This is a genomic window from Halomonas sp. AOP12-B1-6 (assembly GCF_052379225.1).
Lineage (GTDB): Bacteria > Pseudomonadota > Gammaproteobacteria > Pseudomonadales > Halomonadaceae > Vreelandella > Vreelandella casei.
In genome coordinates, this window is record NZ_JBQSYK010000001.1 from 742,858 (window position 1) to 768,066 (window position 25,209).

The window sequence follows — 25,209 nt, forward strand, 5'->3', positions numbered from 1 at the left end:
TATTTAAAAGGGTCCGTAATTAATCAATACCGCGATGATCACAAAGGCGATACCGACTAACGTCCAGAGGCACACTAGAGGGAACGCAAAACGTACCCAGTTACTCCACGGAACACCGCCGACGGCAAGTACGGACATCAAAACACCCGACGTAGGCGTAATGATATTGGTAATGCCATCGCCAAGTTTGAACGCGATAACAGCCGTTTGGCGTGTAATGTCGAGCATGTCTGCCAACGGAGTAAGAATAGGCATTACCACCGCTGCCTGCCCACTTCCTGACGGGACTAAAAAGTTAAAGAACAGATTGAACACGAATATCGCCAACGCCCCTAACATGGATGGCAAGGTGCTGAGCGGTACAAAGATGGAATTGACCACCGTGTCCAGAATCATCCCTTCCGCCATTAGGACCGTGATGCCCTTTGCGATGCCGATAATAAAGGCACCATACAGCATTCCCTGGGCACCTTTCATGAACATCCGCACAAACTGATTGGGCGAAAACCGAGCAAGTACCGCGCTACCGATACCGTTAATCATGAAAATAGCGGAAAGCTCATTAACGCTCCAGCCCAGCCGCAAAGAGCCGTAAATAAATACGCCCAAACAGGCGACAAAGAAGCTTAAAATTACGATATGAAGTCGTGTGAAAGTTAGATTTTCATCATCAGCACCTACCGCCTCAGTGCTAAACGGCTGGCTACCCATCAAGCTTCGGCTTGGGTCGTCGCTAATTCGTTTGATATAGCGGCAAACATAGGTAATGGTGACTGTGAGCAGGACAAAGAAAAGGGCAACTCTCAATGGCGCACCCGAAAAGAGCGGGAGCCCTGCAATAGACTGAGCAATACCCAACGTGATGGGGTCGAAAACAGCGGCAGCGGAACCTGAGAAATAGCCAAGATAGACAATCGCGATGCCCGCAATAGCATCTAACTTAAGCGCTCGCGCTAAGACGATACCAAGAGGTATGAAAGCGATAACCGCATTCGATCCAACGCCAATCGCTGATACCACGCCGAATACAAACGACACGACGATAGCCAGCAGATACTTGCGACCTCTAGTTTTATCAACCAGTCTTTTGATACCCGCATTGATAGCCCCGGTAGACTCGACAACCGCAATGGCACCCCCCATCACCAATACGAGCGCAATTAAATTCGCCGAGCTGACAAAACCGTTCTGAATCGAAAGGAAGATATCAAAAAAACTCAGGCCGCTGGATTCGACCATATGAAAGCTGCCGGGGATAACGGTTGGACGCCCTTCCGTCGTGCGTTCGAATGCCCCGGCAGGAATGAAAAAACTTAACAACCAAGCGATTAGTAACAGCCCAAAAAGAATGACAAAGGCATCGGGCATAGTGAACTTTTGTAATGATTTAGTCTTCACGTATTCGTTTCCTGACTATTTTTCTAGGTATGTTCAGTACGTTATAAGCGAACGCCGAGAGTTCTCTCGTCGTTAAACTTGACGTATCAGCTCGGCTAGCATGCAGGTACGCGGCACCACCGTCTCGATTTCGATATGCTCATATTCAGCATGCGGAGCGGCTCCTGTAGCCCCCAAACCATCCAGGGTAGGAATACCTTTAGCGGCCGCAAAATTGCCATCGCTACCGCCGCCTACCGAGGCTTCTTTTAGCTCAAAGCCAAGCTCATCCGCTGCCTTTTGGGCTATCAAAAATAGCTTTTCCGTTGCTTGCGTACGTTCCATCGGTGGGCGCGTCATGTCACCTGTCACCTTTAACGTTGCTTCAGAGTGGTGAGGCTGGCAGTTATAAATCGCATTCTGTAGTCGTTCTCCTTCATCTAGAGCGGACACTCTTACGTCAATACCTATTTCTGCCGTCTCCGGCACGACGTTAAGTGGCCCGCCGCCCTGAACCATGCCGACATTAACCGTCGTCCCGCGGGAAGTATCGGCTAAGCTATGCAGGTACTGAACTTGATGAGCAAGCTCTTCAATCGCGTTCACACCGTCTTCTGGGTTATTACCCGCATGGGCCGCTCTACCCGTAATATGCATGTAAAAGCGTCCCGAGCCTTTACGAGCAGTCTTCAACGCACTGCCTGTAGCGGTGGCCGGCTCAACGACAAGCACGACATCACTAGCGACAGATTCCTGTTCGATACGCTCACGGGACGTGGGGCTTCCCAACTCTTCATCGCTGGTGCAGAGAAAGCGAATGCGTGCACTGGGTAACTGGTTTAGCTCGTTTAATGCTTTAACAGCCCAAACCGCCTGCACAAGGCCAGCCTTCATATCGAGAATTCCCGGGCCGTAAAACTTGTCTTCTTCACGTCGAATAGAAAGCCGCCCGATATCCCAGACCGTGTCAAAATGCCCAAGAATGAGTATCTGGCGCTTGCCCTCACCTATGGTAAAGCCGAGGTGATCGCCTTTCTCGGCCTGTGGATAAACATCCGGTTGGCAGTTGAGCCTATCCAGAAATAACTGGCTCAACGTTTGTCCGCACGCATCGACAGCCGCTTTATCATTCGAGGGCGACTCAGCTCTTACCAGTTTTTCAATATCGTCCAAAATGAATCGTTGATTTGCATGCAAATAATCGTGGATAGTTTTCATACAACCTCATCGCTGTTGATAACAAGCCGACGCGTCGTTAAAAGCCTTAAGTACGGTGCGCTGCTCTATTGGTAATCATCAGTATGTGGTCGCCCCACAGTAGAAAGAATAAGAAGCAAGCAACATAATCGTTGCCTTGAAAGCAACTGTTATACATTAGCGCCAACAAGGGCAACGCCAATGAGAGAGCAACTAATAGGCCAGGAAATCACCGAAAACAGGCTGGCCTATCTTTATGAGGTCGCCATGCAGGGTGGCATTAGAGCTGCCGCTGAAGCGATAGGCGTCAATCCATCCGCGGTTAGTCGTCAGGTGTCGATACTTGAGCGCTACTTACAAATTCCATTACTTGAAAAACAGGGCAGAAACGTAGTGGTTACCCAAGCGGGTAAGCTTTTGATAGAGCATCATAGAGAGATGCTCTACCGTCGGCGCCAGCTAGCCGAGACGTTACAAGATATGCGCCACTTGCGCCGTGGCAGCGTCAGCCTTCGCGTTGGACAAGGCATGATCAGTGAGTTCGTGAAAGGGCCACTAGCGCAATTTAGTGCGGATTACCCTGATGTGTTTGTCGATATTCACTCGGGCAACATGAGTGAAACCATCAACATGATATTGCGCGGAAAAGTTGACATGGCGATTAGCTTTGGGCCGCTAGGCGACCCGCCGGTCATGGTTCGCAGCTTTAACCGTGGGCCTATTTGCGCGATCCTCCCGCCGGATCATGCGCTTGCAACGCTGGAATCCATCACACTTGAAACGTTGGCAGCCCAACGGTTAGTTTTTATGGCAGAGCAGTTCGGCATTCAGCTTTACATCAATGAGATGTTTCGTGAACAGCAGCTGGCGCCACTGCCTGCCTATCAATGTAATCATTTTTCGACGGCAGCGGCTTTAGTGATGTCAGGGTTAGGCATTGCTTTTATGACGCGGCCGTTAGCTCGGCATTTAGTTGAGCGCGGTGACATTGTGGCAATTCCAATTGACCACCCGCTCTCCTATACCGCGACCTGTCACCTTGTCCGTAGCCAAGGGCGCAGATTCACACCTGCGGCGGAGCATCTTTGGAAAGTCCTGGTTAACTCGATGCAGTCTCAGTCAATTTGGCGCGAATAACGGCTGGCAGCTTACGTAGCCGACCGACCCACGATAGGCGCATGCTGATCCATCAACTCCACCACCCAGTCGATGAATACGCGCAGCTTAGCGCTGACGTGACGATTCGGTGGAAATGCGACGTACATCGGCATCGGTGCCAGGTGCCACTCGTCAAACAAGCGAACCAGCTCCCCGCGGGACACGTGCTCCTTGGCCATGTAATCCGGGAGCCAAAGCACGCCGAGCCCCGCCAGCCCTGCGGCAAGTCCAGCATTCCCGTCGTCGACCGAAATCACATAACGCCCTTTCACTGAGAGATGCTCACCGTTGCGGTGCATGGCATAAGGAAAGTCCAACCCCGCGCGCGACCACCTGAAACCGACGATGTACAGTGCTTGATTTAAATCACAAACGAAGCTTCTTTAATCGCGTATTTTCAGTTTCGAGTTCTTTGAGCCGCTTGGCATCAGGCACGCTCATGCCGCCAAACTTGCTGCGCCAAAGGTAATAGCTGGCTTCCGAGAAACCATGCCGACGGCATAGCTCCTTGATGGGCAGTCCCGCTTCGTCTTCGCCCAGTAAACCAATGATTTGCTCTTCGCTAGAACGCTTATTCATGTCCAATCTCCTAACGCATAGGATCGGACTCTAAAGTGTAGCGCTACTCAATCAGGGGGGACGTCGCTCGTGTCACTGCGCTACCCGACCGATGAAGGTATTATAATCAGCAACCAGGCTAGCGTTGAACGACAACCGAGAGAACATCATGGAACTGAGACACTTACGATACTTTATCGTGGTAGCGGAGCAGCTGCATTTCAGGCGCGCCGCTAAGTTACTCAATATTTCTCAGCCGCCGTTAAGTAATCAAATAAAATATCTTGAAGAAGAGATTGGCGTTCAGTTGCTCATTAGGAATAATAAAGAAGTTAAGATTACACCGGCAGGTCAACATTTTTTAGAAGCAGCTAGAGCATGCATTGCCAATTTAGATAAAGAAATCGAGTTCACTCAAAGAATCGCTCAAGGAAAAGAAGGTGCCATTTCAATCGGATTTAGTGGCACCATGTCGTTTCACCTTATCCCCATCATTGTTAAAGATTTCAAGCGACACCACCCTGGGGTCGATATACGCTTGCAGCAATTAACCACCTATGACCAGATCGTAGGGCTTATCCATGGCACAATCGATATCGGCTTCCTGGTTTCCCCTGTGGCCGATAAAAGAATCGAGAGTCTCGTCATATTGGAGGAGCGCTTCATTGCCTGCCTGCCCAAAAGCCACCACTTGGCGGATGCCGATCACGTTATCGACGTGAGCGTACTTTGCGATGAAAACTGGGTGATGACACCTAGAAGCGCGGGGCATGGTTACTACGATGCCATCATGTCACTCTGCAAAGACCATGGCTTTATGCCCAACGTCATTCAAACCGCCCAAGAGCAGCAAACACTGGTCGCCTTGGTCGCCGCTGAAATGGGCATTACGCTACTCCCCCATTCCGCCAAATACATTAAAAACGAACACGTGGTGTATAAGGACATCAGCTCAGATGTCAAAAAAATCAGTTCGATGGCCTGGAATCCCAACCTATTAACCGATACAGCAGGCTTTTTTATTCAGTATATAAAGCAGGGACTCAAAGCAGGCACGATCGAATAACCGAGCGTGCCTACCGACGTTAAAATGGACCGAGATTGATCGCGACTGCGATGCCAAGCGCTATAGCACCAATGGCCATCCAAATTAACAGCAAGGGAAAGACGAACTTGAGCCACTTGACCCAAGGCACTCCGCCAATCGCTATACTGGCCATCAAAATACCCGAAGTAGGCGTAATGATATTGGTAAACCCATCACCAAAATTATAGGCCAACACAGCCACTTGCCGAGTCAAGCCAATCGTATCTGCCAACGGTGCCATAACAGGCATCACAATAGCTGCCTGGCCACTTGCAGAGCTAATAATCAGATTGAAAGCCAAGTTAAAGGCATACATCCCCCACGCCGCAAATATGCTGGATAATGGCTGCAGTAAAATAGCCATTGAGTTGACGATAGTATCCAACACATTGGCGTCACTAAGCACGACGACAATGGCTCGGGCCAGACCCACAATCAAGGCCGCATACAGCATGCCCTGCGCTCCTTTTACAAAAAGCGTCACATACTGATTAGCCGATATCTTTTCGATGACAGCGGTCCCCAGGCTTATTACCAGGAACAGCGCCGCCATTTCATTAAGGCCCCAACCTAGATTAAACACACCCACAATGTAACCGACCATACAGGTCGTGAAATAACCCAGTACCACCTTATGTTTACTGTTGAATTCATCTGGAATTGTATTGGTATTTTCAACTTCCGCAGGAAACGGGATAGCTCCAAGCACAGACCGGCTGGGATCTTTTGAAATTTTCGAAATGTAATGACATAAGTACAGGACAGTAGACGCTAAAATACAAAGATAAACGAGAAAACGGAACCAAAGGCCGCTAAAAACCGGGAGTCCTGCTATCTCTTGCCCAAACCCGGTCGTGATAGGGTCCAGCCCCCCAATCGTATAGCCTGCATAAGCCCCTAGGTAGATAATAGCGACGCCCGCTATCGCGTCGAGTTTGAATGCTTTCGCAATAATGATGCCAATAGGAATAAAGGCGATAACTGCGGTTTGTAACGCCCCAATAAAGCCCGCAGCTGAAAAGGCGATCGATACAACAACGATCAACGCATACTTCCTATCACGTGTTTTTTTGATCAGTTGCATTATTCCCGCTTGAATGGCGCCAGTATAATCCAAGATGGCAAAAGCGCCGCCTATCGTCAGCACAAGAAATATGATGCCCGCCGAGTCGGTTAGGCCTGACTGTATCGAAAGAAAAAAATCGTAAAGCGTGGTCGGGGTAGATGGAAGCGATACATAGCTGTCTGGCACCACCATCGCAACGCTGCCTTCGGTGGTACGTTCAAAGCTTCCTGCAGGAATAAACCACGTCGAGATAGACGCTACCACCAACATCGCAAAAAGAATGACATAAGAATCAGGTAAGCTTTTCTTCTTTTTAAGTGCCTGCGTATCAGGTTCTATTTTTTTCATTTTTATCTCCCTAAAAATTATAAGGGCAAGGTAAATAGCCTTGCCCTATTTGTTAACCGATAATTAACGACTCAAAATCTCTGGGGAAATAAGTAATCATATCCATGCCATCTTCCGTTACCACGATAGTATCGGAGTGTCTAAAAGCACCCAAGCCTTCAACATACAGCCCAGGCTCAACCGAAAAGACCATGCCAGCTTGCAGAAGAGTGTGATCGCCTAGATCAAAAAACGGCGCTTCATGGTTTAAAAGCCCCATATTGTGACCGGTATGATGTTTAACGTATTGCGTTAGTCCATTATCTTTAAAGTACCGTTGCACTTCTTGCTCCACGGTTGAAGCAGGAATGCCCGGCTTGATGTTTTTGAAAGCCACTTCCTGCGCCTCATACATGTGCTGGAAGAACTCCTCCTGCACCTTAGACGCCTCTTCAATGAACATGGTGCGTTCCAGTTCACTCTTGTAGCCCCACACATCACAGGCTGCCTGAGAAACGACGTTATAGCCTTTCTTGAACAGGGCGTTCTGGTTTTGCGAATGAGGAAAAGCGGAGTGCGGGCCAATCTGTCCACGGTAGAACGCATGCGCAGGCGAACCGTAGGGCCGGTACCCAGCGCCCAAGGTTTCAAACATCGCCTTGGTTGCCTCCTGCGTGGCGCGGCTTTCCGCTTCCATTTCCCGCCCGCCTGCCAGGGTATATTTAGCAAGCAAGCTATGAGCGAGATTCCCCCAGCGTGCCGACTCTTTAATTAACTCGATTTCAGTCGTCGACTTGATATAACGCTGTTCTTCGACGACGCCCTTGATAGATACCTTCTTAGCAAACGACACTAACGCCGTAATGGCGGGGCCAGCGTATCCCTTGGCAGAACCATAACCTTCAGCATCGACGCCAACGCTTAAAGCGCTGAAATTTTTATCTTGCAGCACCTGCTTGAGATACTCCATCGGATGCGTAATACCCGGGTACTCAGGATAATCGAACGTATCGGTAATAACGGCGTATTCTCGCGCATGCTCAACTTCCATTTTAGGAACAAACAGACTAAACGCGCCCTTCCCATCCACAATAAGAGCCATGGGCCTTTCTGAAGGACGAAAGTTAAACCCAGTGAGATAGAAAATATCGGTAACGCTAAAGAGCAAGGCAGCATCACAGCCCTTATTCTTTAAATTAGTTAAAAAAGTTTCTTGTCTACCTTTAATTTCTGAAACGGAAATTTCCAAAATCATGCTCAAGCTCCTGAGAAAGTCACTTCAAGAAGCTATCAGCGCCTTCCAGTAGGGGTAAAATACTAAGTTAATGTCGCTCGATATCTTTCAGATATCAAAGATAGTTGCGTTTGGTTCCCTGTTAGACTACCTCCGTGATTTATCGACGATGAATGGTGGTAGGCCGCCGCTCCCCCAGCTTCACTTTGGTCAGAATGCCATGCGTCAACTATACTGCGCACTAACGAATATGACGTCGTTCCCTGACGTGTTTTGGCACGAGCAGCTAACATTTCAGGTACATCCATTAGCTTGATCAGCATAAGGAGATTGCCGTGATAGCCACCGCCGACCGCACTTATCGACGCGGGTTACATCCGCTTCATGCCGTACTGCTTGCCGGAATGATTCCCCTTTTCCTGGGCGCCGCGCTGAGCGATTACGCCTACTCATCGAACTTCCATATACAGTGGAGCACCTTTTCTTCCTGGCTTATTGCAGGAGGGCTCGTTTTCAACGGTTTGGCGTTGCTCGCCGCCCTTATTGGCCTGTTCAGCGCTGACGGCCGTCGTGGCCTTTCGCTGATTTACGTTGCCCTGCTGCTGGTCACGTGGTTCGTTGGTTTTATTAACGCGCTGGTTCATGCACGAGATGCCTGGGCCATGATGCCGACCGGCTTAATTCTTTCGATCGTTGTTACCGTGCTGGCTTGCGCGGCGACTTGGGTCGGTTTCTCACGTCTCAGCGCCGAGGGTAAGCCATGAAAGTGTCTAATCTCGTTTATGTCAGCACGCTTTCGGTGTTACTGGGAGCCAGTGGCAGCAGCGTCGCTCAATCGGAACAGCCGTATGGCGCTAACCCGACGCTGCCCGAGCCGCAGCGCGGGCTGTTGCCTAACATGACCGTGCCTGAACAAGCAGAATGGGGCGATCAACAGCCCATCGTACCCGAAGGCTATTCGATCACGGCGATCGCCACCGATCTGAAAGTACCGCGCCAGACTATCGTGCTCCCTAATGGCGACATTCTGGTGGCAGAAGGCAAAGGCGGCGGTGAAGCGCCAAAATCAAGACCGAAGGATTTTATCGCTGGATTAATTCAGGCACGCGGCACCACCTCGGTTGAGAGTGGTAATCGGCTAACGCTGCTGCGTGACGCTGACGGTGACGGCACCTATGAAGAGCAAACGGTGTTTGCCGAGAATCTCAACGCGCCTTACGGGCTAGCATTGGTGGATGACAACATTTACGTCGCCAACCAAGATGCGCTTGTCCGTTTCGACTATGAGGAAGGCCAGACCGAAGCCAGCGGCCCACCAGAAGTCGTGACACTGCTTCCGTCGGCGATTAATCACCACTGGACCAAATCACTGACCGCCAGCGCTAACGGGCGCTTTCTTTATGTTGGTATTGGCTCCAATAGCAATATCACCGAGCGTGGCATGGAAGCCGAGGTCGACCGCGCTGAAATCTGGGAAATTAACGCGAGGACCGGCGCTCATCGCGCATACGCCACCGGCGTGCGCAACCCCACGGCGCTGACCATTCAGCCAGAAACCAATCAGCTTTGGGCAGTGGCGAACGAGCGCGATGAACTCGGCCCAGACTTAGTACCTGACTATCTCACCTCCATTCAGGAAGGCGGCTTCTATGGCTGGCCTTACAGCTATTGGGGGCAGAACGTCGATACGCGCGTTCAACCGCAAGACCCTGACAAAGTCGCATCCGCGATTGCGCCGGACTACAGCCTGGGCTCGCACAGAGCGCCTCTTGGCGTTACTTTCTCAACGCCTGAAATGGGTGATGAGTTCGCTGAGGGCGCGTTTGTCGGCGAACACGGTAGTTGGAACAGCTCAGACCCGGTTGGCTACAAGGTGGTCTTTGTGCCCTTCAGTGACGGCAGCCCTTCCGGCGACCCGATTGATTTCGTTTCCGGTTTTCTCACCGAAGATGGCCAAACCCGCGGTAGGCCAGTGGGTGTCACCATTGACCCTGCGGGCGCCCTTATTATCGCTGATGACCTAACGAATGCCATTTGGCGCGTAACGTACGACGGTAATGAGTAACGCTATTCTCTAGTGGGATGAATAAGGCGGCAGCCGATATGGCTGCTGCTTTTCCCGATGGAAAAAAATCGCAGTAGCGATTGATCATCAACGCTGTTTCTTTACAGAGGGCCTTATATGATCGAATCATTAGAAGAGCTCGAAAAAGTTAAAAAGTCCTGTTACTCAATGGTAACAAAGAGCTCAACGCTTTCAGCGGGCGCTGCCGTTATCCCCATCCCAGGCCTGGATTTGGGGTCGGACGTGACCCTTCTGCTAAGGCTCATTCCGAAGATCAATGATAAATTTGGTTTAAAGCCTGAGCAGATTGAAAACTTGGATACAGAATCCAAGATAATGGTAATGACGGCGATCTCCAATGTAGGCAGCAAGATGGCCGGGAAGTACATCACGAAAAAACTGGTTCTATCGCTGCTTCAAAAGATGGGCGTCAAGATGGTCGCAAAAGGGACGACCAAGTTCGTACCCTTCATCGGCAGCGCTGTGGCTGGCGGTATTAGCTTCACGTCCATGAAGTACATAGGCAACCGCCATATCGAAGATTGCTACCAAATTGCTCTAGCAACGTTGGAAGAAAAGCGGCTAGAGCAAGAAATCGTGATCGAGCCTGAAACCGAGCAGCACTAACCGCTACGTAAGGATAATGTAATGCCCGCTTATGTCGTACTCACCCGAGAACACACTCACGACGCCCAGGAAATGGAGCAATACGCCACAAAGGCCAAAGCGGCCCGCGAAGGCCACGACCCACAGCCGCTCGCCTTCTACGGCGACGTTGAAGTAATGGAAGGCAGCTCAATGGAAGGCGCTGTGATTCTGCGCTTTCCCGATATGGCCGCCGCCCGCGCCTGGTACCAAAGCCCCGCCTACCAGGAAGCCCGCAAGCACCGCTTCCTAGGGGCTGATTACCGCGTGTTTATTGTTGATGGGGTTGAAGAGGCCTAAAGCCTTTTTGCAGCAACGCTTAGAAACAGAAAGGGCCATTCGTGGTTTAACGAACGGCCCTTTCTGTTACCTGCGTTACTATTTTCTTTACTTTCCACCCAAAAAATTTCGCTTCAAACGATAGCCTGAATATCTTTTTGTCTATCACAGCAAGCAGCCAAAGAGCAGGCCCCCTTCACTATCTAAGGCATGGTCTCACGCAAGGCGTCACAGCTCGCTTGGAGTAGTGCGACTGTTGATTCGACCTTTTCATCGGTTAGCCGGGTAATTAACGCAGAAACGGATATTGAGCCTCGCATTACTCCATGCCGATCAAGTACAGGTAGTGCTATGGCAGCAACATCCGGGTCCCGCTCGCCCTTCGAGAAGGCATAGCCTTTAGCACGGATATCGTCATAAAACGCGCCTTCTTCCCCATTAAACGCCAAAAGAACGCGGCCTGTCGCACCCCGGTCGATAGGTAGTAGCGCGCCTTCATCCAGATGATGCCGAGCAGGCTTTGGCGAGTTAAGCCGATAAAGGCACATGCGCTGGCTACCCAAGCGGATAAAGAACGATGCCGTTTCCTGAGTTTGCTCTACCAGGTGAGCCAGCTGTGGGCGAATCAGCTCACCCATATCGCCGGTATGGCGGAATAGATTCCCTAGCCGCCACAGGCTGGGGCCTAAAGCATAGGTGCCATCGCCTTCACGCACGATATAGCCAAAGCGCTCCAAAGATCCTATCAGCCGAAGGATAGTGCTTTTATACAGCCCGGTACGCTCCGCTAACGTAACGAGCGATAGCGATCTCTCCTGATCCGTAAACGCTTCCAGGATCGTTAAAGCACGCTCAACAGCTTCTACTCGATTTTGCTTTTGGACCAAGCTACACCTCCATTTGCACTTAATTCTACCTGACAGAACACATAAATTTTAAAATAGAACAGATTTGACATGCCAAAAACGTTCTGCCATAAAGAACACCATTATGCCTGACAGAACAAAAAGGAACCATTATGGTGCTCATCAAAATTACAGCATTCGGCAAGCCCCCATGTCTGATTTGTTAGAAGGGATTCGGGTACTGGATCTAACCAATGTACTTGCTGGTCCTTATTGCTGCTATCAGTTAGCTCAGCAAGGTGCCGATGTCATCAAAGTTGAGCAGCCCGGCAGTGGAGATTTGGCCCGCCAGCTAGGAGCCGACCCCGAACTAAATGCCCAACTGATGGGGGTTTCATTTCTCGCCCAAAACGCCGGCAAGCGCTCGATCGAACTCAACTTAAAATCCGACCAAGGTAAGCAGGCTTTTCGCAAACTGGTACAGACCGCCGATGTACTGGTCGAAAACTTTCGCCCTGGCGTAATGGACCGGCTTGGCCTTGGCCATGAGAGCCTGCAAGCGCTTAATCCACGCCTGATCTACTGTGCTATTTCAGGTTTTGGACAAACCGGCCCACTGGCGAAAAACCCTGCTTACGATCAGATCATCCAGGGTCTTTCCGGAGTAATGAGTGTGACAGGCGATGAAACGTCTGCACCACTGCGCGTTGGCTACCCCGTTTGCGACACCATCGGTGGTATGACCGCAGCTTTCGCCATTTCAAGCGCTTTGGTCGGACGGCATAAAACCGGGCACGGTGAGGTCATTGATGTATCCATGCTGGAATCGATGATGGGCACTATGGGCTGGGTGGTGTCCAACTGGCTGACGTGTGGCATTGAGCCACTTCCTATGGGAAACCAAAATACAACGGCGGCACCATCCGGCACCTTCCGCACTGGTGATGGTTTGTTGAACATCGCAGCGAATAAGCAAGAACAGTTCGAGATTCTGTGTCAGTTGATTGAGCGCGTGGACTTGATATCCGACCCACGTTTTCAACTGCGCGAAGAACGCAAGCGTCATCGTAACGCTCTAACCACCGAGCTGGAAACCGCCTTACAAACCGCCTCTGCTGAGCAGTGGGCAACACGCATGAATGCCCATGGCATACCTGCAGGAGAAGTGCTCACCGTTCCCCAGGCGCTTCGCCACCCCCAAGTAAAAGAGCGCGAATTAACACGCACTTTCCCAAATGTTATCGGCCAGACAAACCTTTCAGTCGTGCGCTCAGGTTTTCGCCTGGGCAGCGGCGACCCTGAACCCAAAACTCCGCCTCCCACATTGGGTCAGGACACCGATGCGATTCTTGCAGAGCTCGGCTATGACGCTGCCGCACGCGCCGCCTTCACTCATCCAGACATAACAACCAAAGAGACGGAAAAATGAATGAAGAGAACCGCCGTACCGCCGGTGAAGACTGGTGGTCTACCGATATCATAGAAATGCACCCCGGCATAATCCGCTACCACGGCTACGCTATTGAGGATCTGATTGGCAAGGTCGGCTTCCCGGAAATGATCTGGTTGATGCTACGTGGCGATCTACCCCGTGCAGCCCAAGCCTCTCTGTTAAGCACGGTACTGATGAGCGCCATTGACCACGGGCCACAAGCGCCATCTATCGCCATTGCGCGCATAGCCTCCACCTGTGGTGTAGGCATCAACAACGCCATGGCTTCTGCAGCCAACGTACTAGGCGATGTACATGGCGGGGCGGGCGAGCAGTGCGTGGCGCTATATAACGCTATCCAGGCACGCTGTGAAGCTGGTGAGGATATTACCTCCGCCACCCATACCGAGCTTGCCAAGCTTAAAGAACGTGGCGTGCGCTATATCCCAGGATTCGGGCATCGCTTCCATCCCAAAGACCCGCGTGCTCCAAAATTGATGGAGGTTCTACGCGCCACTGCCGACAACAGCATCAATACGCATTTTGCCGATATTGCAGAAGAAGTTGAGCGCCAGATATCCCAAGGCCGCAGTCGCGTAATTCCAATGAATGTGGATGGTGCAACCGGCGCTATTTATGCAGCACTGGGATTTCCACCAGCGCTATGTCGTGGTCTGTTCGTGCTATCTCGTTCGGTAGGCATCATGAGCCATGCCTGGGAACAGATGCAGCGACCTGAGCGCAATAAAGGCCCACTCCCCCGCACCGAAACCTGGACCTATACCGGCCATGCTCCCCGTAGTGTTGAGCAGGAAGGCGACCAGCCATGAGTTATACGATTCTGGTGACAGCCCCACGCCTGGCTGATGAAGGCAGGGATGTGCTGGAGCAAGCAGGCTGCCGCCTGCTATTCATCCCCAAAGGGGAGGAAGATAGCCTGGGTGAGATAATGGCCAGCCAGCCCATTGACGCCGTCATCGCACGCACGCTCACGCTGAACAAAGCAACCATTGCATCCTGCCAAGGGCTGCGCACGATATCCCGCCATGGCGTAGGCCATGACGCGGTAGATATTCAAGCAGCGGCTGAGCTGGGCATTCCTGTGACAGTCGTCGGTGATACCAACGCGCAATCAGTCGCTGAGCTAGCCATAGGCCTGATGATCACCGTGGCGCGTAATGTCTCGGATCTGGGCCAACGTATCAGTGCCGGAGAATGGCCGCGACAAACTCCTGGCTTACAGCTTTCAGGCCGCGTGCTGGGACTGGTGGGTTGCGGCACCATCGCACGCCATGTCGCCCGAATGGCCAATGCCATTGGTATGCGCGTCATCGCCTATGACCCCGCTCTTGAAGCCATGCCAGAAGGTATTTTTAAGGCGGCTAGCCTAGACGACCTGCTAACCAGTAGCGATGTGCTCTCTCTGCACTGCCCGCTGCTGCCCTCTACCCAAAACCTAATTGATGCCGCAGCACTCGCGAAGCTCCACTCGGGTGCCATTGTGATCAATACCGCACGCGGTGGGCTCATTGATGAGAATGCCCTGGCCGACGCCATCATGGCTGGCCGTCTAAAGGGCGCAGGACTGGACACCTTGAACATTGAGCCTCCTCCCGAAAATCATCCTCTTCTGCGCTTACCCCAAGTGGTACTCACTCCACATGTAGGCGGCAATAGCGATGCAGCGCTAGCACTGACTGCCCGTGCCGCTGCCGAAAATGCCTTGGCACTGCTGGCAGGGCATCCCCCTGCGCATGGACGCATCGTCAACGAACACTTACTGGAGATAACTCAATGAGCACGACTCTTGATGGCGGAAAATGGCCTGCTGGCTTTGCTGTTCAACCACGTCAAACCACGCTAACGCAAAAGCTGCTGACCGCCTTTAAGCAAGTGCCAGTCGCTCATGCAGGCGATGTGATGGGGCGCCATACGGGCGCAGTAGGACTTAGCGCTTATCACAACGACCTTGGGCTCACCATGTGTGGTACGGCTATTACGGTACGCACCCGCCCAGGTGACAACCTCATGGTGCACGTCGCAATACAACGCGCCCAACCAGGCGACATTATCGTTATCGACGGGGGCGGCGACCTTTCCACCGCAGTGATCGGTGGCCTGATGCGCACAACAGCGATTGCCCGCCAACTGGGTGGCTTCGTAATTGATGGCGCGCTGCGCGACGTCGCTGAATGGGCCGAAGGCATTTTACCCGTTTACGCCCGCGGCCATGTTCACCGTGGCCCCAGCAAGGACGGCCCTGGCCAGATAAATACGCCCATTTCATGTGCAGGCATGACAGTGATGCCTGGCGACTTAATTCTGGGTGACGCTGACGGCGTTATCGCTATCCCCGCTAGTGAAGCCGAGGCGATTTTAAGCCTGTGTCAGTCCCAGGCAGAGCAAGAAGCGCGCATACGTGCGCAGAATGAAACCGGCAAGATCGACCGCGAGCGCTTCGATTCCATCCTGCGTAAGAAAGGCTGTCCGCTTTAGCTACTACGTCAGCATACAACGTTACTTCAGCACACAACAATAAGCCGTACGACAACATAAACAAGGAAAACGCTATGAAAAACAACGCCTTAAAATCTATCGCCTGCGCTGCATTGCTTATACTTCCGGCTGTAGGAATGGCCCAATCCTATCCCAAAGGATCCATCGACTTTATTGTGCCCTTCTCCGCCGGTGGAGGTACCGATTTTGCCTCACGCGTACTAACGGAGAAGCTCTCCGAGCAGCAAGGATGGAACTTCGTTATTGAGAACCGAGGCGGAGCGGGCGGCAACATCGGCCTTTCACAACTCGCTCGTGCTAAAAATGATGGGCAGGTGATGGGCATGGGGCAAACGTCTAACATGGCGATTAACCCGACACTTTACGCCAGCATTCCCTATGACTCATTGAATGATTTTACGCCTATTGCGCTAATTAGTTCTCAACCCATGGTTCTAGCCGTTAACCAGAACTCGGCCTACGAAGATTTTGAATCTTTAGTCGCCGCCGCCAGAGAAAACCCCGGCAAAGTGTCCATGAGTACGCCCGGCTCTGGCACGGTAAGTCACCTGTCAATGGAAGTATTTAGCGACCAAGCAGACGTAGAGTTCATGCATGTACCCTACCCCGGTGCGGCCCAAGCAGTAACGGACGCCATTGGCGGGCATGTGGACTTTGTTACTGCCAGCCTTCCCAGCTTATTGTCGCATATCCGATCAGGCTCATTAAAAGCGTTAGCGGTTACCTCGGCTGAGCGTAACGCGGCGCTACCCGATGTTCCCTCGATAGCCGAATTAGGCTATGAAGGTTTTGAAGCCTCCGATTGGAAAGCGGTGGTCGGTCCTGCCGGTCTTCCTGACGATGTAGTCGCAACGTTTAACGCCGCTATCAATCAGGCCCTTCAGGATGAGCGCCTGATCGAAACGATAGAGAGCGAAGGCAGTACGGTAGAGGGTGGCTCTGCTGATGAACTTGAGGCTTATCTGCAGGCCGAGTATGAGCGTTGGGCTGAAGCCGTCAGCACCTCGGGCGCGACAGTGGAGTGATCATTTAAGGCCGGGCATTTACTTATTTGCTCGGCCTTATGGGAGACATCATTATGCTAAATCGCGATATTGTTGACATTATTACGGGAATGGCACTGGCAGCCCTTGGCCTTATCATTGCCGCCTATGCTTCTACGCATTATAACCTGGGGACACTTCAGCGCATGGGGCCTGGCATGGTTCCTATGGGCATAGGATTGATTATTGCCCTACTGGGAATAATGCTTTCCATTGGAGGCGCATCGCGCCCGCGTTTTCCGATGCCTAGCATTGAATGGCGTCCACTGACTGCAATCCTCGGCGGAATCTTGCTCTTCTCTCTCGCCGTACCACGTGTTGGCTTAGTGCCTGCAATTTTCCTGTTAACACTGATCACTTCGCTTGCCGATAAGCAGCTGCGAATTAAGACGGTTTTGGCACTCATCGCCTTTCTCATCCTGGCAGCCATTTTGATCTTCCGCTTGGCACTTGGCATGAACATACCGATCTTCAGGTGGGCATTCTAATGGACTTTTTTGGCAATCTTTCGCTTGGCCTGCATACAGCGCTTTCACTTAGCAATCTGTTTTACTGCTTTGTTGGCGTGTTTCTAGGAACATTACTTGGCGTTATACCTGGTGTTGGCGTCTTAGCAGCCATTTCCATGTTGTTTCCCATAACGTTTCATATGGAAGTGACATCAGCACTCATAATGCTGGCGGGAATATGGTACGGCACGAGTTACGGTGGCAGCACGGCGTCTATCCTGCTTAACGTGCCAGGCACGCCTGCCAATGCGGTGGTCTGTTTGGATGGCTACCCTATGGCGCAAAAAGGTCGTGGTGCCGTAGCCCTCTTTATGACTACAGTGGCCTCTTTCGTTGGCGGCTCCATCGGCATCGTCATCCTGACGCTATTCGCACCAGTGATAGCACAATATGCACTGAGCATGGGCCCCGCTGAGTACTTCTCATTAATGCTGCTTGGGCTAATTGCGGCGACCGGTATTGCTGATGGCTCGGCAGTCAAAGGGTTCGTCATGGTCATGCTAGGCATTTTCCTGGGTAGTATCGGTACCGACGTTTACACAGGCACACAACGCTTTGCTTTTGGTATCCCGGAACTCGGTGACGGCATTAGCCTTGTAGCGCTTGCCATGGGAGTGTTTGGGGTCGCGGAACTCATTATTAGCGTTGGCAGTGTTAAGGCAAACCGCTTTAAATCGTCTGACTTGACGCTACGCGCCATGAAACCTACACGGGATGACATGCGACGTTCGTGGCTCCCGATGCTGCGTGGCTCAAGCATCGGCTCATTCTTTGGCGCCCTACCGGGAACAGGCCCCTCACTCGCTGCCTTCATCGCTTATGCGGTGGAAAAGCGCTCATCCAAAGATCCAAGCCGATTTGGTAAAGGGGCAATTGAAGGCATCATGGCTCCAGAATCCGCCAATAACGCAGCTGACCAAACGTCTTTCATCCCAACTCTGGCCTTGGGTATACCCGGCAGCCCGACAATGGCATTAATGTTAGGTGCGCTCATCATCCATGGCGTTACGCCAGGGCCCGCCTTGATGACAGAGGAGCCCAGCCTTTTTTGGGGGTTGGTCATGAGCTTCTGGATCGGCAATATTATGCTGGTCATTCTTAACGTCCCCCTTATTGGAATATGGGTGCGCCTGCTTGCCGTTCCTTATCATCTTCTTTTTCCAGTCGTATTGATGTTCATTTGTCTGGGCACCTACAGCGTCAATAACAGTGCCTTTGATGTGCTACTGGTGATGATCTTCGGTGCCCTGGGCGTTTTAATGCGCAAACTGGCTTTCCCTGCAGCGCCCCTCATTTTGGGTTTTGTACTAGGGCCGATGATGGAGGACAACTTCCGCCGCGCCATGCTGCTCTCATCGGGTGATTTTGCGACCTTCATTAATAGGCCTATTAGCGCAACCATCCTCTCCATTGCGGCCTTTATCATGCTATGGAGCTTTTTTTCCACGCTTAAAGCACGCCGCGCGCTTACTCAAGGCTAAAGATTACCGCGTGTTTATTGTTGATGGTATTGAAGAAGCGTAAAGAGCAAACACCCCGCCTTTAAAAGCGGGGTGTTTGCATTTGCAGCCTTAATGGCCAAACACGTAAGGGTTTGCCGCCTGCTCTAGGGCGCCTCGACGGCGGCACGCCCTTTGATGATAGAGCGGCCAAGCATCAGATACGCCACCAAACCACAGGCGGCCATGGCCAGAATGACCGCTTCAAGCGAATGCGGCAACATGGCGGACAATGCGCTCAGCAGCCCGGCAACACCGAACTGGGCGGCCCCCAGAAGCGCGGCGGCCGTTCCACCACTGGTGGGAAAGTACTCCAAAAAGCAGGCCTGGATATTCGGTGAGATCGCCCCCACCGTGCCGATGGTCAGCATCATGGCGGCCAGGAAAGCGTACATTGACCAGTCCATGAAGGCAGCCATCAGCAGCAAGAGTATGCCGACCGCCTGACAGCCCGTCGCCAACTGAAGAATGCGCAGCGACGGCAGCCTGGAAAGCAGAACACGATTGAGAATATTGAAGATAAGCATCGCGACGATGTTCGCCGCAAACAGCACCGAAAAGCTTGAGGGCGACTGTTCGAAATGCCCCTGATAGATAAATGACGCATAGGTGATGAACATCATTAGGGTAGAAAAAGATGCGGCCTGCCAAACGATGAACGGTAGCGCCTGCTTTGTCGACAGTACCAGCTTGTAACGCGCCAGCAGGCTCATCTTAGGGCTTTTCACTCGAGACACCTTGCCCGTGCCGGTAAACAGCACCCGCACCAGCAACGGCACCAGCAGCACCGCGTATACCGCCAAGGCGAAAAAAATAGTGTGCCAGGAGCCTATTGATAGAATCGCGCTGCCCACGCTCGGGGCAATGCCCGGTGCCAACACCATGATAAAGCCCATCATCGAGAACAGTTTCGCGGCGTCGCGGCCCGCCACCCGGTCGCGCACCAGTGCCGGCACAGATACCAAAGTAAAACCGGCGCCAAGAGCCTGAGCGGCCCGCCCGACGAGCAGCATGTTCAAGGAATCCGACATGCCGATGACGATGCTTGAAAGCGCAAAAATCGCCAGCCCGCTCATCAGCACTCGCTGTCGCCCGAAACGGTCTGAAAGCGCACCGCCGATCAACTGCCCCACCGCCATCGCGAATACATACACGGAAACGCTTAGCGATACCGCCTGCTGAGAAATACCCAGCGATTCGCCGATGACCGGAAAGGCCGGCAGATACGTATCCATGGAAAACGGGCCCAGCATCATGGTCATTGCCAGGCTCAGCACCACAATGAAGGGCGTTTTAGATTGGGTCATAGAAGCTCGCGGTCAAAGGGCGTAATGATAGACAACCTTAGGTATATGATACCGAGTGTCGCTATCAAGGCAATCATGAGGTATACGCTACTGGACGGTAATCGACAAAACACGCCGGCAGTCTCAATCACCGGTAGGCGGCTCACTAGCAGGGCTGCGAAGGTAAGGCGACTGTTGATCAACTGTTCGATGGGCGGGACACATAGATGGGGCCACCATGGCAGCCCGCAACATTTACTTTAGCAGCTAATGCCGTGGCTAGTAACGCATGGATATGCCGGAATCCGACCACCATCACTCGTGCGCTCCTGGCTTGTCTTGGTAGCCACCCAGCATTAGAAACACCACCACCGACAGCAAAGCGATGAGAATTGCAGCAGTGGTTAGCAAGATAGAGTGCGTGGTGGAGAATGCCGCCTTCGCGGCATTGATGAGTGCCTCCGCCTGATCTGCGGCCAGCCCTTGTGCCACAACGATGCTGTCGCTGATTGAGCGTGCGGCCTGTGCACCGAGGGCTGGATCCAAGGGTGACGGCAGCGCGATGGTGTTGGTGTACACGCTGGCCATGAAAACCCCGAACAGGGTGATGCCGAGCCCGCTGCCCAATTCATAGCCAGTGGCTTCCAAAGAGCCTGCAGCCCCTCCTTTACTGGCGTCCACTGCCCCCATAATAGCAATCGAAGAAGCGGTCAGACCGATGCTAAGAGTTAACCCCAGCACGGCCAACGCTGTTGGTACGGTCCAGTCAGGTGCGTGGAAGTCAGCATGTGCCATATAGGCCAAAGCAGCTGCCGCGAACGCCATCGACATACTAGCAACCAGCCGCAAGCCAAACCGGTTGGACAAGTAACCGGCAACGGGCCCACCGACTGCTGCGGCCGCCATGATAGGCACCATGAAAAGGCCAGCCTGCAGCGGCGTCTTGCCCAGCACATATTGGAGCTCTTGCGCCAGCGTCAGCTCGACGCCTGCCAGTGCGCCAGAAGCCACTAACGCCATCACCATGCCAGCGACGATGGCCGGATGGCGAAATAGCGATAAGTCCAGCATCGGCACCGGCGAGCGCAACTGGATACGTGTAAACCAAGCCAGCATCACTAATCCCAGGGAGAGCACTAATCCAGCCCGCCACAGCGGCTGTCCCACTCCCATCCCAGACTTGGTGCCATAGACCACCGCGATGATGCCAACAAGCAGGATCAGGGCCTGACCGAACGCCCATTTGCCGGGTGTCGTAGCCTCGCGGCGCGGCAGCAGTGCATAGGCGACCGGCGCAACCACTAACATGATGGGCACATTGATGAGGAATACCGAACCCCACCAGTAATGTTCCAGCAAGGCGCCACCAATCAATGGGCCCACTGCTGCGCCTGCGGCCCCCACCGTTCCCCATAAGCCAAGCGCCATCGCACGCTCGCGCTCGTCTTCGAAGGTTTTGCGTATGACGCCCAGAACACAGGGCATGATCATCGATCCGCCAATGGCGAGCAGCACTCGGGCACCAATCAACTGGGCGGGTGTCGTCGAGAAAGCCGCCAGTAGTGACGCCACCCCGAACACGAAAAGCCCGGTCAGCAACACACGGCGTGTACCGACGCGGTCAGCCAGGGTGCCCATCGGCACCAGCATGCCCGCCATCAACAACGGATAAATATCGATGATCCACAGCACCTCAGTACCAGTGGCACCCAGCGCTGGCGTCAGCACAGGTACCGCGACGTGCAGAATCGTCATGTCGATGACAACAGGCAGGAACGCCAGCATGACGGCAAACAGCACTAGCCAACGTTGTGGGATAGCAGAAAGCATTAGACACTTAACTCCTAAATAATGGTTGTAACTTCCAACGCTGCCACTGGCAGGACGGCTGGCACAGAGAGCGCCGACAGCGTTAGCACGACAGGCAAAAGCCTGTCACCGCATGGCATTAAGGTGCCTTGCCGTTATGAGCTCTCCAGCCACTAACTCGCTCCTGAAGGCCCATCACGAAAACGAAGAACACCGGGACGAAGAGGATGACCAGCAGCGTCCCACTGACCATACCGCCGAACACCCCCGTACCTATCGCATGCTGAGTTTTGGCGCTGGCGCCAAACGCGACCATCAACGGCACTACCCCCAAACCGAAAGCGAGTGAGGTCATAAGAATCGGGCGAAGGCGCAGGCTGGCGGCTTCCACCGCGGCCTCCATCAGCCCCTTACCTTGCCCACGCAACTGTTTTGCGAACTCAACGATCAGAATCGCATTTTTCGCAGACAACCCGATCACGGTGACCATACCGACTTTGAAGAAGACATCGTTAGGCAGGTCACGCAGCAACATGGCGGCCACCGCCCCCAGCAACCCCAGCGGGACAACCAGTATGACCGATAGTGGAATGGTCCAGCTTTCGTAGAGAGCGGCTAACACCAGAAACACCGCCAGGATTGACAGCGCAACAAGCATGGGCGCCTGGGCAGCGGACTGGCGCTCCTGAAGGGACTGCCCCGTCCAGGCCACGGCGAAGCCGGGCGTAAGTTGCTGCGCCAGACGCTCCATTTCAGCCATCGCGTCACCGGTGGAGGCGCCCGCAGCCGCACTCCCGGAAATGCTGGTGGCGGGATAGCCCAGATAGCGCACCATTTGTAGCGGTGTTTCGTCCCACACTGGGGCAACTACCTCTGACATGGACACCATGCCTCCCCTGCTATTACGCACGTGAAGCTTGAGCACGTCGCCGACCTGCATGCGTGCCGACGCATCCGCTTGCATAATCACCTGCTGCATCCGCCCCTCATTCGGAAAATCGTTAATGTATGACGACCCCATCGCAGTCGACAGAATTTCGCTAATGTTGGCGAACGATACCCCGAGCGCTTCGGCTTTTTGACGATCAATATCAAGACGAATGCTCGCACCTTCCGGAAGGCCGTCGGAATAGACGTCGCTGACCACCTTGCTCTGCGCCGCCAATTCCAGCAGCGTCGTCTCGGCAGCCTTAAGGGCGGCCGCCCCCTGGTTGCGTCGATCCTGCAAGAACATCGTAAAGCCGGACTTGGTACCCAATTCATCAATGGCCGGCGGCAACATGCTCATCACCGTCCCTTCGTTCAGTTGACTCATTGCCTGCTGAACCCCTTCCGCTTCACTCGCCGCCGTGGCGCCGTCGCGTTGCCCCCACTCCTTTAGCGTGGTGAAAGTCAGCGCCGTATTCGCGCCGGATCCCGAGAATCCAAACCCCAAAATAGACATATTGCCATCCACTGCAGGTCGCGCCATGACGTAAGACTCATACGCCTTGACGATATCCAAGGTACGCTCAGTGGTCGCATTGGCGGGCAACTGGATACTGGTCATGAAATAGCCTTGATCCTCTTCCGGCAAAAAAGCCGAAGGCAACTGGCGCAAAGCGATTACCAGCACGCCTACGATGACCACAAACACCAACATGAACCGACCGCTGCGAGCGACGAGTCGCCCCACACGCGATTCGTAACGGGCGGTCATGCGTTTAAGCGCCCGGTTGAACCAGCCGAAAAAGCCGCTTTTGTCGTGGTGACCCGGCTTAATGGGCTTGAGAAGGGTTGCACATAGCGCCGGTGTCAACGTCAACGCCAGAAACGCTGAGAACAAAATCGAGACCACCATCGTCAGCGCGAATTGCTTATAGATCACACCGACCGAACCACTTGAGAAAGCCATCGGGATAAACACCACCGTTAATACCAGAGTGATACCCACCACCGCGCCAGTGATTTCCTTCATTGCCTTGATAGTGGCGTCCTTTGGCGACAGTCCCTCTTTGGCCATGATGCGCTCAACGTTTTCGACCACCACGATCGCGTCATCGACGATGATGCCAATCGCTAACACCATACCGAACATCGTCAAAACATTGATTGAGAAACCTGCCAGCAGCATCACCGTGAAGGTTCCCAACAACGCAATCGGCGCGACCAGTGCGGGAATCAGCGTGTAACGGATGTTCTGTAGAAACAGCAACATCACCAGGAAAACCAGTACCATCGCCTCGATGAGAGTATGGATGACCTTCTCGATAGAAATTTTAACGAACGGGGCCGTATTAAAGGGGATCGATGAACTCATGCCCGCGGGTAGAGCCTCATTTAACTCAGCCAAACGCGCCTGCACACTTTCCGCCGTGCGGACAGCGTTGGCACCGGGCGCCAGCTGTATAGCCGCCGCGGTCGCTGGCTGGCCATTCTCACGATTGGAGAAGCCGTAGGATTGGGCACCCAACTCGACTCGCGCCACATCGCCCAACACCACGTTGGAGCCGTCGACATTAGTGCGAAGTACGATAGCGGCGAACGCTTCCGGCGTATTCAATTGCCCCTGTGCGGTCAACAACGAGGACACCTTTTGGCCAGGTAACGCCGGAGACGCACCGATGCTACCCGGCACAATCTGTGCGTTCTGCTCCATGATCGCGGTCGAGAGATCATTCACCGACAAGCCGAAAGCCATCAGCATCTCCGGCTCTATCCAGATTCGCATCGCCTGCTCAGCACCGAACAACTGAACACGACCGACACCGTCAATGCGGCGCAGCTCTTCGACGATATTGCGCGCCATATAATCGTTCAGGGCAAGCTCATCAAAGCGCCCATCCTCAGAATTCAGCCCCACGATCATCAGAAAACTGGATGACGCTGACTCTACGCTCAGCCCATCCTGACGCACCACCTGTGGTAACCGAGGCTCGACTGCCTTGAGTCTATTCTGCACATCCACTTGGGCCAGCTCTGGATTCGTCCCGGGCTTGAATGTGGCGATGACAGAAGCCGATCCAGAAGCGTCGGCCGACGACTCGAAGTACAGCAGGTTCTTGACGCTGGATAGTTCGCGTTCGATGAGACTGAGCACCGCATCGTTCATGGTCTGCGGTGTGGCACCGGGATACGTTGCGGTGATGGTCACCGAAGGGGGTGCTACCGAGGGGTAGTGAGCAACCGGCAACTGCGGAATGGCGAGCACGCCCAGCAGGATGATAAACAGCGCGACCACCCATGCGAAGACTGGGCGCTGGATGAAGAACTGGGGCATTGCGGATACTCCTAGAA

General features: G+C 53.3%; 22 protein-coding genes and 1 pseudogene. 13 read left to right on the forward strand and 10 right to left on the reverse strand.

Features of this window, described 5'->3' with window-relative positions; all coding sequences use genetic code 11:
• Positions 1-3: 3 nt before the first annotated feature.
• Positions 4-1,398: a YfcC family protein gene (locus tag ACT3TR_RS03325; RefSeq protein ID WP_441686603.1), complete on the reverse strand. Its 1,395-nt coding sequence runs from the start codon at positions 1,396-1,398 to the stop codon at positions 4-6.
• 72 nt (positions 1,399-1,470) lie between these two features.
• Positions 1,471-2,595, reverse strand: a complete 1,125-nt coding sequence (locus ACT3TR_RS03330) for a M20 family metallopeptidase (RefSeq protein ID WP_444624514.1) — start codon at positions 2,593-2,595, stop codon at positions 1,471-1,473.
• A 180-nt stretch (positions 2,596-2,775) separates the two neighbouring features.
• Here ACT3TR_RS03330 and ACT3TR_RS03335 point away from each other — a divergent pair, with 180 nt between their 5' ends.
• On the forward strand, positions 2,776-3,711 hold the full coding sequence (locus ACT3TR_RS03335; protein ID WP_444624513.1) for a LysR family transcriptional regulator: 936 nt from the start codon (positions 2,776-2,778) through the stop codon (positions 3,709-3,711).
• Positions 3,712-3,722: 11 nt separating this feature from the next.
• Here ACT3TR_RS03335 and ACT3TR_RS03340 read toward each other — a convergent pair whose 3' ends face one another.
• Both ACT3TR_RS03340 and ACT3TR_RS03345 read right to left on the reverse strand, forming a co-directional pair.
• Complete coding sequence (locus ACT3TR_RS03340; protein WP_444624512.1) at positions 3,723-4,031, reverse strand: LysR substrate-binding domain-containing protein; 309 nt, start codon at positions 4,029-4,031, stop codon at positions 3,723-3,725.
• A 76-nt stretch (positions 4,032-4,107) separates the two neighbouring features.
• Positions 4,108-4,311 (reverse strand): annotated as a pseudogene (locus ACT3TR_RS03345) (transposase); the annotation flags it as partial.
• Positions 4,312-4,459: 148 nt separating this feature from the next.
• On the opposite strand from ACT3TR_RS03345, the gene ACT3TR_RS03350 reads away from it, so the two are divergent.
• Positions 4,460-5,356 (forward strand): LysR family transcriptional regulator, encoded by an 897-nt coding sequence (locus tag ACT3TR_RS03350; protein WP_096281907.1) that lies wholly within the window; start codon positions 4,460-4,462, stop codon positions 5,354-5,356.
• 19 nt (positions 5,357-5,375) lie between these two features.
• Here ACT3TR_RS03350 and ACT3TR_RS03355 read toward each other — a convergent pair whose 3' ends face one another.
• Both ACT3TR_RS03355 and ACT3TR_RS03360 read right to left on the reverse strand, forming a co-directional pair.
• A complete protein-coding gene (locus ACT3TR_RS03355; RefSeq protein ID WP_444624511.1) occupies positions 5,376-6,791 on the reverse strand; it encodes a YfcC family protein in 1,416 nt (471 codons plus the stop codon).
• Between the two features lie 52 nt (positions 6,792-6,843).
• A complete protein-coding gene (locus ACT3TR_RS03360) occupies positions 6,844-8,025 on the reverse strand; it encodes a M24 family metallopeptidase (RefSeq protein ID WP_096281909.1) in 1,182 nt (393 codons plus the stop codon).
• 314 nt (positions 8,026-8,339) lie between these two features.
• Between ACT3TR_RS03360 and ACT3TR_RS03365 the strand changes: the two genes are divergently transcribed.
• From ACT3TR_RS03365 to ACT3TR_RS03380, 4 genes are all read left to right on the forward strand, one after another.
• On the forward strand, positions 8,340-8,768 hold the full coding sequence (locus ACT3TR_RS03365; RefSeq protein ID WP_441686787.1) for a DUF2231 domain-containing protein: 429 nt from the start codon (positions 8,340-8,342) through the stop codon (positions 8,766-8,768).
• Positions 8,765-10,069 carry a PQQ-dependent sugar dehydrogenase gene (locus ACT3TR_RS03370; RefSeq protein ID WP_441686788.1) on the forward strand — a complete coding sequence of 435 codons (1,305 nt, stop codon included), beginning with the start codon at positions 8,765-8,767 and terminating at the stop codon, positions 10,067-10,069. Before ACT3TR_RS03365 ends, ACT3TR_RS03370 begins: the two co-directional genes overlap by 4 nt.
• A gap of 117 nt (positions 10,070-10,186) precedes the next feature.
• Positions 10,187-10,696 (forward strand): hypothetical protein, encoded by a 510-nt coding sequence (locus tag ACT3TR_RS03375; protein ID WP_193063439.1) that lies wholly within the window; start codon positions 10,187-10,189, stop codon positions 10,694-10,696.
• Between the two features lie 21 nt (positions 10,697-10,717).
• Positions 10,718-11,014, forward strand: coding sequence for a DUF1330 domain-containing protein (locus tag ACT3TR_RS03380; RefSeq protein WP_441686789.1), 297 nt, complete (start codon positions 10,718-10,720; stop codon positions 11,012-11,014).
• 182 nt (positions 11,015-11,196) lie between these two features.
• Here ACT3TR_RS03380 and ACT3TR_RS03385 read toward each other — a convergent pair whose 3' ends face one another.
• Positions 11,197-11,880 carry an IclR family transcriptional regulator gene (locus tag ACT3TR_RS03385; RefSeq protein WP_096281914.1) on the reverse strand — a complete coding sequence of 228 codons (684 nt, stop codon included), beginning with the start codon at positions 11,878-11,880 and terminating at the stop codon, positions 11,197-11,199.
• Positions 11,881-12,049: 169 nt separating this feature from the next.
• Here ACT3TR_RS03385 and ACT3TR_RS03390 point away from each other — a divergent pair, with 169 nt between their 5' ends.
• The 7 genes from ACT3TR_RS03390 to ACT3TR_RS03420 all read left to right on the forward strand — a co-directional run bounded on the left by ACT3TR_RS03390 (position 12,050) and on the right by ACT3TR_RS03420 (position 18,820).
• Positions 12,050-13,267, forward strand: coding sequence for a CaiB/BaiF CoA transferase family protein (locus ACT3TR_RS03390; RefSeq protein WP_441686491.1), 1,218 nt, complete (start codon positions 12,050-12,052; stop codon positions 13,265-13,267).
• Positions 13,264-14,100, forward strand: coding sequence for a citryl-CoA lyase (locus tag ACT3TR_RS03395; RefSeq protein ID WP_444624510.1), 837 nt, complete (start codon positions 13,264-13,266; stop codon positions 14,098-14,100). Before ACT3TR_RS03390 ends, ACT3TR_RS03395 begins: the two co-directional genes overlap by 4 nt.
• Complete coding sequence (locus ACT3TR_RS03400) at positions 14,097-15,068, forward strand: hydroxyacid dehydrogenase (protein ID WP_096281917.1); 972 nt, start codon at positions 14,097-14,099, stop codon at positions 15,066-15,068. The genes ACT3TR_RS03395 and ACT3TR_RS03400 overlap by 4 nt, the downstream gene beginning before the upstream one ends.
• Entirely contained in the window at positions 15,065-15,766 is a 702-nt protein-coding gene (locus ACT3TR_RS03405; protein WP_441686494.1) for an RraA family protein, read from the forward strand. Before ACT3TR_RS03400 ends, ACT3TR_RS03405 begins: the two co-directional genes overlap by 4 nt.
• A 74-nt stretch (positions 15,767-15,840) precedes the next feature.
• Positions 15,841-16,812, forward strand: a complete 972-nt coding sequence (locus tag ACT3TR_RS03410; protein ID WP_096281919.1) for a Bug family tripartite tricarboxylate transporter substrate binding protein — start codon at positions 15,841-15,843, stop codon at positions 16,810-16,812.
• Between the two features lie 53 nt (positions 16,813-16,865).
• The gene (locus ACT3TR_RS03415) at positions 16,866-17,318 is read left to right on the forward strand and encodes a tripartite tricarboxylate transporter TctB family protein (protein ID WP_176483417.1); all 453 of its coding nucleotides are present in this window, start codon (positions 16,866-16,868) and stop codon (positions 17,316-17,318) included.
• Positions 17,318-18,820, forward strand: coding sequence for a tripartite tricarboxylate transporter permease (locus tag ACT3TR_RS03420; protein WP_441686497.1), 1,503 nt, complete (start codon positions 17,318-17,320; stop codon positions 18,818-18,820). The genes ACT3TR_RS03415 and ACT3TR_RS03420 overlap by 1 nt, the downstream gene beginning before the upstream one ends.
• Before the next feature lie 125 nt (positions 18,821-18,945).
• Here the strand turns inward: ACT3TR_RS03420 and ACT3TR_RS03425 are convergent, their stop codons facing one another.
• From ACT3TR_RS03425 to ACT3TR_RS03435, 3 genes are all read right to left on the reverse strand, one after another.
• Positions 18,946-20,145 (reverse strand): Bcr/CflA family efflux MFS transporter, encoded by a 1,200-nt coding sequence (locus tag ACT3TR_RS03425; RefSeq protein WP_444624509.1) that lies wholly within the window; start codon positions 20,143-20,145, stop codon positions 18,946-18,948.
• A 294-nt stretch (positions 20,146-20,439) separates the two neighbouring features.
• Complete coding sequence (locus ACT3TR_RS03430) at positions 20,440-21,954, reverse strand: MFS transporter (protein ID WP_444624508.1); 1,515 nt, start codon at positions 21,952-21,954, stop codon at positions 20,440-20,442.
• Between the two features lie 118 nt (positions 21,955-22,072).
• Positions 22,073-25,192: a multidrug efflux RND transporter permease subunit gene (locus ACT3TR_RS03435; RefSeq protein ID WP_444624507.1), complete on the reverse strand. Its 3,120-nt coding sequence runs from the start codon at positions 25,190-25,192 to the stop codon at positions 22,073-22,075.
• Positions 25,193-25,209 lie beyond the last annotated feature (17 nt).